This is a genomic window from Mesorhizobium sp. M1A.F.Ca.IN.020.06.1.1 (assembly GCF_004023265.1).
Taxonomy (GTDB): Bacteria; Pseudomonadota; Alphaproteobacteria; order Rhizobiales; family Rhizobiaceae; genus Mesorhizobium.
This window is the reverse complement of sequence record NZ_RZSR01000062.1, coordinates 1-11,794: the sequence shown is the minus strand read 5'-3', so window position 1 is coordinate 11,794 and position 11,794 is coordinate 1. Positions and strand designations below refer to the sequence as shown.

Annotated in this window: 8 protein-coding genes and 5 pseudogenes; 11 read left to right on the top strand and 2 right to left on the bottom strand. The window is 61.2% G+C overall.

Going from position 1 to position 11,794, the window contains the following annotated elements; translation table 11 throughout:
* From EOA60_RS38160 to EOA60_RS05055, 4 genes and pseudogenes are all read left to right on the top strand, one after another.
* Positions 1-397, top strand: a pseudogene (locus EOA60_RS38160) (hypothetical protein); the annotation flags it as partial.
* Between the two features lie 377 nt (positions 398-774).
* Complete coding sequence (locus EOA60_RS05065) at positions 775-981, top strand: hypothetical protein (protein ID WP_066993806.1); 207 nt, start codon at positions 775-777, stop codon at positions 979-981.
* Between the two features lie 749 nt (positions 982-1,730).
* Positions 1,731-3,650, top strand: a complete 1,920-nt coding sequence (locus EOA60_RS05060; protein WP_091600265.1) for a potassium transporter Kup — start codon at positions 1,731-1,733, stop codon at positions 3,648-3,650.
* Between the two features lie 298 nt (positions 3,651-3,948).
* Positions 3,949-4,185, top strand: a complete 237-nt coding sequence (locus EOA60_RS05055; RefSeq protein WP_091600251.1) for a hypothetical protein — start codon at positions 3,949-3,951, stop codon at positions 4,183-4,185.
* 174 nt (positions 4,186-4,359) lie between these two features.
* Here EOA60_RS05055 and EOA60_RS05050 read toward each other — a convergent pair.
* Both EOA60_RS05050 and istA read right to left on the bottom strand, forming a co-directional pair.
* A pseudogene (locus tag EOA60_RS05050) lies at positions 4,360-4,962 on the bottom strand (ATP-binding protein); the annotation flags it as partial.
* 16 nt (positions 4,963-4,978) lie between these two features.
* Positions 4,979-6,380, bottom strand: a pseudogene (gene istA, locus EOA60_RS05045) (IS21 family transposase); the annotation flags it as partial.
* Positions 6,381-6,443: 63 nt separating this feature from the next.
* On the opposite strand from istA, the pseudogene EOA60_RS38770 reads away from it, so the two are divergent.
* The 7 genes and pseudogenes from EOA60_RS38770 to qatA form a co-directional block, all read left to right on the top strand.
* A pseudogene (locus EOA60_RS38770) lies at positions 6,444-6,581 on the top strand (hypothetical protein); the annotation flags it as partial.
* 27 nt (positions 6,582-6,608) lie between these two features.
* Positions 6,609-6,749, top strand: a complete 141-nt coding sequence (locus EOA60_RS38765) for a hypothetical protein (RefSeq protein WP_236473399.1) — start codon at positions 6,609-6,611, stop codon at positions 6,747-6,749.
* A gap of 133 nt (positions 6,750-6,882) precedes the next feature.
* Positions 6,883-7,230, top strand: a pseudogene (locus EOA60_RS05035) (IS21 family transposase); the annotation flags it as partial.
* Positions 7,231-7,574: 344 nt separating this feature from the next.
* Positions 7,575-8,369: a DUF1403 family protein gene (locus EOA60_RS05030; RefSeq protein ID WP_329608779.1), complete on the top strand. Its 795-nt coding sequence runs from the start codon at positions 7,575-7,577 to the stop codon at positions 8,367-8,369.
* A 34-nt stretch (positions 8,370-8,403) separates the two neighbouring features.
* Complete coding sequence (locus EOA60_RS39835) at positions 8,404-8,505, top strand: DUF1403 family protein (protein WP_329608780.1); 102 nt, start codon at positions 8,404-8,406, stop codon at positions 8,503-8,505.
* Positions 8,506-8,510: 5 nt separating this feature from the next.
* The gene (locus EOA60_RS05025) at positions 8,511-9,203 is read left to right on the top strand and encodes an SMC-Scp complex subunit ScpB (RefSeq protein ID WP_091600266.1); all 693 of its coding nucleotides are present in this window, start codon (positions 8,511-8,513) and stop codon (positions 9,201-9,203) included.
* 698 nt (positions 9,204-9,901) lie between these two features.
* Positions 9,902-11,776, top strand: coding sequence for a Qat anti-phage system ATPase QatA (qatA, locus tag EOA60_RS05020; RefSeq protein WP_127334814.1), 1,875 nt, complete (start codon positions 9,902-9,904; stop codon positions 11,774-11,776).
* Positions 11,777-11,794: the final 18 nt, after the last annotated feature.

Below are 11,794 nucleotides of genomic sequence, written 5' to 3'. Positions count from 1 at the left end.
ACACTCCGATGAGCACAAGGCCGCCAGGCTGCGCCATGCCGAACGCAGGCGCCGGCGCTATCCGGTTCCAGCCGAAGACCTGCCTCCGCTCGGTCGCGCCGTGGCGACGGTGCAATATGACGTTGTTGTCTTCACCGGGATTTCAGGCGAGCTCGCCGACCCCTCTGAGCTGGCGCCGTTCTACCCACAGTCGATGGAGACCGGCTTCGGCGCCGTTTGGGCGAGGTGGCGGCCGCCGACCTTGGCTGAACTGATCAAGACATGGCCGGCGCGGCGTCCTGCCGGATCAGCGGAACGATCGAGAGGGTGGTGGCGGCCGACGCTTGGCGAACTCAGAATCGCTCGCCGAAAGGCGAAAAGCCTGGAGCGGAGAAAACGTTCGCGAAGTGCCGATTGATATTCTTGGGTCTTTGATGGCTGTCACATGACAAGCGAGACGGGCCGCCGCCAAGGCTCGCGTACCCGACGTTCAGGTGGAATGTCACAGGCCGAAAAGGAATTTCGGGTGCGATTTCAGCCCCGCGGGACCGGCATCCCCGCAGCCAAGCACGCGAGCTCATCGACTTGATCAGCATCGACGCAGCTTCGCTTCTTCGGCAGGCGCGCCTTCTCAAGAAGACGTAACCGCTCAGGCGCGATTTTCATCACGGCCTCATTTGTTAGCGCGCGACTTGCCGGAGAGGCGTATCACCCCTTTGTCGTTCGTACCGAGTAGTAAGGCAAGCGGACGCTTGAAAGCGGTATCGTGCTTTCGCCCCTGGCTAGGAGGCACGCATGTCCCTGCATGGTGTTTTGGATTCCACCCAACTTGAAATCCTCTCAAAAGCTGTCCATCGCTATTGTTCAAGGCATGGACTTGAGAGCGAGGAAGACCGCCAGTTGGTCGCCATGAGGGCCATGAGCCTTTTCGGCCAGGGCACAACTGACCTTGACCGGCTGTCCGCGAGACTGGAAAAGCTCGAAGAACCTGGGCACGGCTAAACCGGCTGGCAAGCGTGCAGCCGTAACAGCTCCAGCGCAGCGCTCCTAATCCCGCCAAATTGCGCCATCGCTAGCAAAAAGATCGCCAACACCAGCTGCTTGCTGCAGCGTAGAAGCTTCGGCGAAAGCGAATGCGGGGAGAAGAGGGTGATGGTGCCCAGAGGCGGATTCGAAGCGAAGGAAATCTGGCTTTGTTTCCAAATAGTTGACGCCCACACAAGAGCAGGGATAGCCAACAAAAATACCAACAAAATATTTCTGTGGATTGGTTCGGTTCCCGGAAATCGCTCTATTCGCTCAATGCCATCGCATCCCAACCTTATCTCAGAAGCGGAGCGTTGAGCAAGTCGCAGGTCCGCTGCTGCCTCCAATTTCCCCGAGATCTGATCGCCCTTACCACTTGAAGATGGCGGCGAGAGCGTCTTTCGACTTGACGCTTACGTCCTTGAAAATATTGAACTTTTCGCGGCATTTGTTACACAGTCTGTTACACGGCTACAGCGTTAATTTAAGCTCTCGGCATCTGAGCTCGCGCGCCCGAGCATCGACCTAATCCGATACTGGCTCGGGGCATCGTTGCTCCCGGAGCTTCAGCGTAGTCTCGCAAAAATTCCCAAGCCGCTTCGGGGCTGACGAGTCTGCGAAGCCGACGAGCGATAGGCAATACCGAGACGCAGACATTACGTGACGGCACTTGATATTGCAGTGCAGCAAGCGTAGAGCACCGCCCGCTTATGGGAGTGTCGTCCATGGCCCTTACCAATGCTGGTAACGAGGCAGAACCTGTCGAACAATCGAGCCATTCTGAGGTCGAGCAGCACAGCACCAAGGTGCTGATGCTGGGCGCGTTGGGCGTGGTTTACGGCGATATCGGCACCAGCCCGATCTATGCATTCCGAGAGGCGTTGCACGCATCGGCCGGTGGCAACGTCGCCAACCGTGGCGACATCCTCGGCGTACTCTCGCTGATCATCTGGTCGCTGACGATCACCGTCACCATCAAATACATCATGTTCGTGCTCCGTGCCGACAATCGCGGCGAGGGCGGGGTGCTGTCGCTGATGGCGCTGGCGCGCAACAGTTTCCCGACGCGCTCGGCGGTGATCCTCGGCATCGGCATTGTCGGCGCGGCGCTTTTTTTCGGCGACGCAGTCATTACGCCGGCGATCTCGGTGCTGTCGGCGGTCGAAGGTATGAATGTCGTCACGCCGACCTTCCAGCCCTATGTGGTGCCGCTGACACTGGCCATTCTGGCGGTCGTGTTTGCGGTACAGCGGTTTGGCACCGGCGGCGTAGGATTGGTGTTCGGGCCCGTTACCGCGCTGTGGTTCCTGGCCATCGGCCTTTCCGGCCTCAACCACATCATGGACGACCCGGAAATCCTGCTGGCAATCAGCCCGCATTATATCGTGTCATTCCTGATCAACTCGCCCGAAGTCGCCTTCGTCACGGTTGGTGCGGTTTTTCTCGCCGTCACCGGCGCTGAGGCGCTCTATGCCGACCTCGGCCATTTCGGGCGCAAGCCGATCGTGCTTGCCTGGCTGGCCATCGTGTTTCCTTGCCTGTTGCTCAACTATGTCGGGCAAGGCGCCTTCGTGCTGGCGAATGGCGGTGTCGTCGGTCATCCCTTCTTCGAGATGAACGAAGGCCGGATGCTTATCCCGATGGTGGTGCTGGCGACGGCGGCGACCGTGATCGCCAGCCAGGCGGTGATCTCCGGCGCTTTCTCGCTGACCAGGCAAGCAGTGCAGCTCAACATGCTGCCGCGCCTGGAAATCCTGCATACGTCGGAAAGACAATCCGGCCAGATCTATATGCCGCGCGTCAACATGCTACTGGCGCTCGTGGTGATGCTGCTGGTGGTCGGCTTTGGCGAATCCAGCAAGCTTGCCTCGGCCTACGGCATTTCGGTGACAGGCAACATGCTGGTGACGAACATACTGCTTTATGTCGTCATGACGCGCATCTGGAAATGGCCGCTCGGCGTCGCGATAGCCTTAATGGCGGTGTTCGTCTTCATCGATACCGGCTTCTTTGCAGCCAACATCGTCAAGGTATTCGAAGGCGGCTGGGCCTCGCTTGCCATTGCCGCAGTGATCGTGATGACCATGTGGACTTGGATAAGAGGCACCAGGTATCTATTCGACAAGACGCGCAGGAACGAGATTCCGCTCGATTCCCTTGCAGGCAATCTGTTGAAGAGGAAACCGCAGCTGATGTCCGGTACGGCCGTGTTCCTGACCAGCGATCCCGCCAGCGCGCCGACCGCGTTGATGCACAGCCTGAAGCACTACAAGGTGCTGCACGAACAGAATGTCATCCTCTCGGTGGTGACGGCGCAACAACCCGTCGTGCCCGACAGTGACCGGGTCAAGATGGAAACGATCAACGAGCTGTTCATGCGGGTGACGCTGACCTTCGGCTATATGGAGCAGCCCAATATCCCGCGCGCGCTGGCGATCTGCCGCAAGCAGGGCTGGAAGTTCGACATCATGACGACCTCTTTCTTCCTGTCGCGGCGCTCGCTCAAGGCCTCGCCCAATTCCGGCATGCCGGTCTGGCAGGACAAGCTGTTCATCGGGCTGGCGCGCACGGCGGCCGACGCAACGGAATATTTCCAGATCCCGACCGGACGCGTCGTCGAGATCGGAACACAGGTGGCGATTTAGTGCATGCCGCAGTTCAGCAGCTGAGAAGCCACTTGAGCGTGTCCATAGAAAGCGCCTCACTGAATACCAAACATCCCCATCCTCTGTTTGGTACGTTTCCAACTCTTGATATCTTGGAATTGACCAAGGATCGCTGCTTGGGTTCTGTCTCGGGAGGCGCGACTTCGGTGAGCAGAACTCTAGCAGCCCTTTCCCAGACTCTCCGCATGAATCGGAGTAGCCTGCTTCCATCGGCGATTTACATGTGGCATCGCCGTTGAGCGACGGCCACCCTTCCGCCCTAATGGGAGGAACAGCTATGGTCAGTAACACCAGCTCAATGAGTGGCATTGCCTATCCCAGCGACCTGGCTTTGTTGAAGCAGGTCTTTGATCGTGTCTGCGCCGAGGCAGGTATCTCCGTTAGTAGCATGCAGGCGGAGCGCCTGAGCGTGAGCGTAATGGCACTGTTCTCGGACGGCGAGTTCGATGAGGCCGTTCTTTATGAACGCCTTAAGCTTGATGCCCGCTCCTTGCCCAGAACGGGCAGCGTATGACCTCCGATCATCAGGAAGTCCTCACGAGCCTTGTAGCTCGTTATGAAACCGTAGTGTCGATACAGGACCGGATCGTTGAGCACGACCGGCGTTTCGGGCCTAGCATCCGAATTGGATGAAGTCCTACTGGAGCGGCTGCTCGTCTCGTTACGGAAGGCCCGCGTCGCCCTGGAGCTGGGCGGTGATCAGGGTGGATTTGCGGCGATAGCGTTCCTCGACGATTTCGAACAGATGGAAGCGCTGTTGGTCGGTGAGGCTGTGAGTTCCGAAGTCATCGAGGATGAGCAGTTGCGCGCGGGTGAGTTTGTCGATGAGGCGTGGGAAGCGGCCATCGAGACGAGCGAGCGCCAAATCCTCGAACAGGCGCGGCACGCGCACATAGAGCACGGAATGATCGAGCCGTGCCGCTTGCCGTCCGAAGGCGCAGGCCAGCCACGACTTGCCGGTTCCGGTCTGGCCGGTGACGATCAGGTTCTCATGAGTTTTCAGCCATTTGCCCTGGGCGAGCGCCATGGTGCTGCGCCGGTCGAGTCCGCGCGGCGCGGCAAAGTCGATGTCCTCGATGCAGGCTTCGGGAAAGCGCAGCCTGGCTGAGGCGAGCCGGTTCCGGACGCGCTTGTCGGCCCGCATGGCGACCTCGCGGTCGAGCATCAGGCCGAGCCACTCGTCACGGCTGAGTTCGTTGGCGTTGTTGCGTTCGGCCAGTTCGCGCCAGGCGGCAGCCATGCCGGCCAGACCGAGGGCCTGCATCTGGTCGAGGGTAGGGTTCGTCAGCATTCTTTCTTTTTCCTTCACGGTAATAGGTGGAGCCGCGGATGTTGGCGTCTGGGGTGTCGGCTTTGCCGGTTCTGCGGAGCTGGCCCGGTCGAGGCCGGCTTTGAGGATGGCGGTGACGGAGGAGTAGGCGATCGCGTTGATCAGCAGCGCCCGCTCGCAGGCGGCATCGAGACGCTCCGGCCCATAGCGCGGCGCCAGCGACAGGATGCCCATGGCCGAGCGATATCCCTGTTCCGGATGCGGCCGGTCGCGCATCATGCGCTCGACCAGGATGGCGGCGTTGGGGCCGATCCTGGCCGCCCTGCTGATCAGGCTGGCCGGCGTGGTGTTGGCGTAGCGCTGGTGCGCCTTGGGCATGTGTTCGTTGACGGTGACATGGCCGGAACGCTGTGAGCGACGGACATGGCTGGCGACACGCTGGTGATCGTGGAAGATCTCGACCACTCGATGCGTGAGCCGCACCTCGACGGTGCGCCCGATCAGCCGGTGCGGCACCGAGTAAAAGGTCTTGTCGACCTCGACATGGTAGTCAGGATGGACCTTCGCCGACTTCCACTCGGCGTATTCGAACGGTGCCGCCGGCAGCGGCTTCAAGGCAGCCGCTCGATCTCCCCGAACAGTTCGCGGCGGCTTTGGCCGACATGGCGCATCGGCCGGTTGTTCAGCTCCTCGAGCAGTTCGGCGATCGCCGCGTTGAGCTCGGCGATCGAGAAGAAGGATCGGTTCCTCAGCCGCGCCAGAATCCAGCGCTCGACAATCAGCACCGCGCCTTCGACCTTGCCCTTGTCGCGCGGCTTGCGGCTGCGGGTCGGCAGGATGGTGGTGTCGTAATGCTCGGCCATCGCGGCAAAGGTCGCGTTCAGCGTCGGCTCGAACCACAGCGTCTTGACGACACCGGCCTTCAGGTTGTCGCACACGATCGCTCTGGTGACGCCGCCGAAGAAGGCGAGCGCTCGCACCTGGCCCTCGATCCAGTCCGGCAGCTTCTGGCTGGAGCTGGCAAAGGCGAAGGTCAGATTGGAGGCGCCCAGCACCGCGACAAAAATGTGCGCCGGGTAAATGATGCCGGTCGCCGGATCGATCACCGGCACCGTCTGCCCGGCATAGTCCGTCTGCATCACCGCGCCCGCCGCATGCCGGTTGCGGAATGTCGCGCTCGTCCGGCGCTCGAAAGCGGCGAAGTGCTCGCAGAACCAGGTGTAGCCGTAGCCGTCGGGGTTGGCGGCGCGATACTCCTGCCACAACAGCGTCAGCGTCACCCCCTTGCGCTTCAACTCCCTGGCGATCAGCGCAAAGTTCGGTTCGCTTAGGTCTTGCGGCGGACGACCGGCACGGCCAAACAGCAGCCGCTCAAGTGTCGCGTCGTCGTGCGATATCGCTGGCTCGCCTCGTGACCGATCGGGATAGGAGCGATGCAGTCTTTCTGGGGCGGATGAAGGAACCTTTGACACGGTTCGGAATACACCGCGTCGTGACGCAATATGCCGCCATGGCGAGAAAAACCGTGCCGACCGTGGCCACGAAGCGCGTCAGGCCGTGGCCACGAAGCGCGTCAGCCCCATACGATTCGTCACACGACAGCCGTCCACCTCCTGCGTGCCGGCGTCGATATCGACACGATCCGCGCCTGGCTCGGCCATGTGTCGTTGGACACCACGCACATCTACGCCGAGGTTGATCTGGAAATGAAGGCAAAGGCGTTGGCCAAGGTTGAAGTCAGCGGCTTGAAAGAGCCCCCACGGCAGCGATCTCTGCCGTCATTAATGGCATTCCTGAAAGCCCTGTAGCGAACTACCATCGCCGTTCTTCTTATGTGGCGGCTTGGGCCAAGGAAATCACTGACATCCTTGGCTCATCCCCCGGAGACGCAACATAAATTTGGCCGCAACATAACAGGTGAAGTGTTATGCCGAACATATTAGCCGCTTCTGCGAACTCTTTCGCAGTTTCGAGCAGCGGCTTTCGCCGATGATGCGCCAGGAGCATGCGGCCGGCGACAAGGTCTTCGTCGACTATTCCGGCAAGAAGATCCCGATTGTTGATCGCAAGACCGGTGAGATCCGCGAGGCAGAGATCTTCGTGGCAGTGCTCGGCGCATCCAGCTTCACCTTTGCGGAGGCAACTTGGACGCAAACGCTCCCGGACTGGATCGGCTCGCATGTCCGGATGTTTCGTTTCTTCGGAGGCGTTCCCCGGCTGATCGTTCCCGACAATCTGAAGTCGGGCGTCAGCAGCGCCAGCTTCTACGACCCCGAGATCAACCGCAGCTAGGGGAGGGGATTTCGTTGACCATCGGCCGGCAGAGGAGCGGGCCGAGCGTTTCGTGACATGACCGAACGGAATTTCGTCCGGCTGCGCAAAAAGGTGCCCTGTCGAGACTTACTTGTTAGCAGGGACGAACTCGTGAAGAGTTAAACGACTGATAAGGCAACATTATCATTCGTTTTATGATGCCGACAAGCACAGCGCTTTCTGCGCAAATAGATTGCTAAAAGCGCCGTCATGACTCATCGTGCTTGCGATGATTCTGCGACCCAACCCCTCTCTGTCTCGCCGTGGCGTGCTTGGCGGCGCCTCTTCGATCGCACCGATGGCAACGGTGCCGACCTGGGTTGCGCGGGGCCGCCCTCGACACCCAAACGGTTGCGGGACAAGGCATCGAGGACATTGCAGTCACGGCCGGCGCCGCCATCGGCGCGCTCGATGCGGTGGTCCGCCGGCAGGAGCGGTGGGCCGGCGCCTGGCGGCAGCGCCTGGCGCTTTCGGCGGCTGCGGTCACGGCACGGCAGGCAGGGCGCGTCGAGGACGAAGCGGCCTTGCGCGATGCCGTATTGCTCACAAGACCGGGCGGCAATGTCGGTCCCGCCGGCCTTTTCTTTCTTGCTTGGCGGCGGCTGGCATCTCGGCCAGCGGACGATCTGCTAACGGAGAAAAATGTCGCGGCGGTGCTGGAAGATCTAGGTCTCACGCTCAACGATGAGGCGGTCAGCGATCTGACGGACGATCTGCGACAGCTTGCCGCCAACACCGGCACGGTCGAAACGCTGGTCGGGGCCTTCGCGGCCGCGGAGCGTTACGGCCTCCGGCGCGTTCTCGGAGCCTGGCTTGCCGATGTCTTGCTCGCGCAGCGGCTAGGCTGGACACATGCAATCCCTTTGTTGGGCGCCAAAGCGACCTTAGTTGTGGGTACGTGCCGGGCGCGTCGACCAGTGACTGCCGCTCTGGCTGCCGGCGCCGAAACGGAAGCCGATTGGGCCAAAAGCCTGCTGGCCGCGCAGGCGCGCGCTGCGCTGCGCGCCATTGATCTTTTCGCCGAACTTGAGCGCCGGGCGGACCGGCTGCTTGCGGTTGCGCCGAAACTCAGGGCCAAGGCGGCGGACGTCGTCGTGGAAAAAGCTGCTCTCTGACGACGCGATCGTCGCCTCAGAACAAATCGCCGGCATGAGCGATCGCGGCCTGCGCCGCCTGTTCGACCGGCTGGTCGAGCTCGGTGCCGTGCGTGAATTGTCCGGCCGCGCTACCTTCCGCATCTACGGGCTGTGAAGACAATGGCGGAGAGTGCACGTAGGCGAGGAGGGAGCCGGCCAGATGACCGTCGATCAGCTGACCAGCTGTTTGACCGGGAACTGGATCATCTGCCGCCGGAAGCGCGTTGGCGTGAATGGATGCACCGGGTCGAAGCAACGATCTTCGCCGCTAGCGAGCCGGTCGACCGCGAAATGCTCGCCCGCATCGTCGGGAAAAGCTGCAGCATTGATCTTCTCATCGACGACATCCGCGAGGAGCTGCGCGGCCGCCCTTACGATCTGGTTTCGGTCGCCGGCGGCTGGAAACATTTGACCCGGCCTGCCTATGCAGACGCCATCCGTGCTGCTGTAGGTGGAAGTGGGAAGACGGCCGACCTTACGCAGTCGGAGGTTTTGGTGCTGATGTGCATCGGCTACTTCCAGCCGATCACCCGCGCCGAACTGTCGTCTTTCTTCGGCAACGAGATCAGTCGCGATTTTATTGGTCATCTGCGCGGTGCCGGCCTGATCGCTTCCGGTCCGCGCAGCCCAACGCCGGGCGCGCCCTACACCTATGTGACGACAAAAGAATTCCTGCTGGAGTTCGGGCTCGACACGCTGCGCGACCTGCCGGATTTCGAAGCCCTCGAGGACGCTGGACTGCTCTCGAAGGAGAAGCTACTCGCAGGTGATATCATGCCAGGATTATACAACGACGAGGAAGAGCATGCTTAGCGTCGGCACTGATGAATAATACGCTGCCTGGCCGGTGGCCGCAGTTCGCGGCGTCCTCAACAGGATCTACGACCGGGGTTCGCGAGATGACGTGAGGAGACGCTGTCGGGCGTGGGGCGTTGCCTAGAAAATGGTGGGGGGAAATATGCCTGTAGCTCGTATTGAACGTGTCATTGGCGGTTTGGTAACCGCGTGGGCCGAGCCCGGTTCTGATGGCTACTTTGCCTGCCATCACTTTGGATCTAACGTGCATCCAGCCCACCTCTCCAGTTTGGATGAGGTGGCGGATTTCCTACGTTCGCATCTCGGCAGCGGTGTTCGCATGAACCCCGGCTGGGTCAAGATTGTACGGAACATCCACATCGATGGGGTTTTGCTCCGCTGATCGGCGCGAGCCGTTCTGGAGAGCCAAAAACGCCGGTGGCGGTGAATGATGGGTCACTCGCAGGCGCGCTGCCTGGTGTGAAGTTGTATCCATCGAGAGTGCTATTTAAGCCGCCGGACGGACCCTGGATAAGCAAATCATCCCAAGAAAAATCCTAGACAAATCATGAGACGGCGCTTCTAATTGCTGAGCCGACCGAAATAGCGGGTTGCGCATGTCTCTCAGTGCTTTGGGGGTTATTGCGAGAGACAGATTGCAATTCTGAACTCTGTTATAACGGCAAGGATACCCAGGGTTTGGGGGAGGGGATTTCGTGATTATCGCGGATAATGAAACCGCCATCGACTACCTGTATTACGAGACGGTCGCTAAAACGGTCGTCAAGCTGATCAGGCAGAAGTCGAAGGAACCGTTGACGATCGGGTTGCACGGCGACTGGGGAGCGGGCAAATCCAGCACGCTGCTGATGATTGAGTCGGCATTCAAGGGACAGACAGACACCCTGTGTGTCCGGTTCAACGGCTGGCTGTTTGAGGGATACGACGACGCGAAGGCGGTGCTGATCGAGACGATCGTCGCAGCCCTCCTCAAGGAGAGGTCCGGGATCGCCAAGGTGGCGGACAAGGCCTGGGACGTCCTGAAGGCCGTCAACTGGATGAAGGCCGCCCGCACCGCAGGCAGCCTGGCGTTCACCATGGCGACCGGGATCCCCGGTCCGGACCTGATCCAGGGGATTGGTTCGATCGCGGGCAAGGTGATTAGCGATCCCAAGGCCTACCTGACCGGCGACGTGTTCAACAAGGTCATGGACGGTGCGGCGGAGCATTTTAAGGAGGCCGCACCTTCCGAGACGACGCCGCAACGGATGCACGCCTTTCGCGAAGACTTCGAGGAGCTGCTGGAGCGCGCCAAGGTCGACCGGCTGATCGTCTTGATCGACGACCTCGATCGATGCCTCCCGCAGACGGCGATCGCCACGCTGGAGGCTATCCGCCTGTTCTTGTTCGTGCCGAACGCGGCGTTCGTCATCGCGGCTGACGAGGGCATGATTGAATATGCCGTGCGCAACCACTTTCCCGATCTCCCGGCGGCGGCGGGGCCTACAAGCTACGCGCGCAACTACTTGGAAAAACTCATCCAGGTTCCGTTCCGCATGCCGGCACTTGGCGCGTCGGAGACCTTGGTCTATCTCACCTTGCTGCTCTATCTGGCCTCCGGCGTCAGCGACAGTTCGGTGGAGTTCAAGAGCCTACTCGAGGTGGCGCGCAAGGCCTTGCAGCGGCCCTGGCTGGGCACCGGCTTCGACCGAGACAAAATCAAGGCGAGGCTGGGGTCCATACCCTCCGATCTGGATGCCGCCCTGCAGCTTGCGGCGGAGATTACGCCGATCCTAACCGAGGGCGCCCACATCAAACGCTTCGTCAACACCATGGCCCTGCGCGTCGAGATCGCCAGCGAGCGCGGCTTCCAGGACGATATCAAGCAATCCGTCTTGGCCAAGCTGATGTTGGCGGAGCGATTCGCCCCGGAACTGTTCAACGCGATCGCCCGCGACGCGTCCGCTGACGGCTCCAAGACCATCTCGATCCTCGAGCGGAAGGTGACCTCGAAGGGTGGCAAGGACGCCGATGATGATCCCATGGCCGACTGGCCCAACATCGAGTGGGTCAAGCGCTGGGCGGCGATCACCCCGCCGCTGAACGGCATCGACCTGCGGCCCTACGTGTTTGTCAGCCGCGACCGCAGGACGTCCGCCGGCATCGGTGTCGCCGGCGGCCCCGTGGAAGCCATGATCGAGCGGCTGGCGACGTCGACTCTCGGCGTCACGCAGGTGACGAAGGCCGAGGTGGCTGCGCTCACGCCCGAAGATGCCAACCGGGTGTTCCAGGGCCTCGTGACGAAGATTGATCAGACCGAAGATCTCGGCAAACGGCCGCCGGCGGCCGAGGGTCTGGCGCGCCTTTGCGGAGACCGGCCGGAACTGCGCGAACCGCTGGTTGCATTCCTCGGACGACTGCCGGTGAGCAAGATCGGCGGGTGGGTGGTTAGCGGCTGGGGTGTGGCGGTTGAGGGTCCGCAGGCGCAAGAGTTCGCCGAGCTCGTGGGAGAGTGGGCAACGCAGACCTCGAACAAGCCACTGAGCGTCGTCGCGTCGCTGCAGCTGAACCCGAAGTCGAAGAGAAAGTAACATGGGAACCTCCGGCAC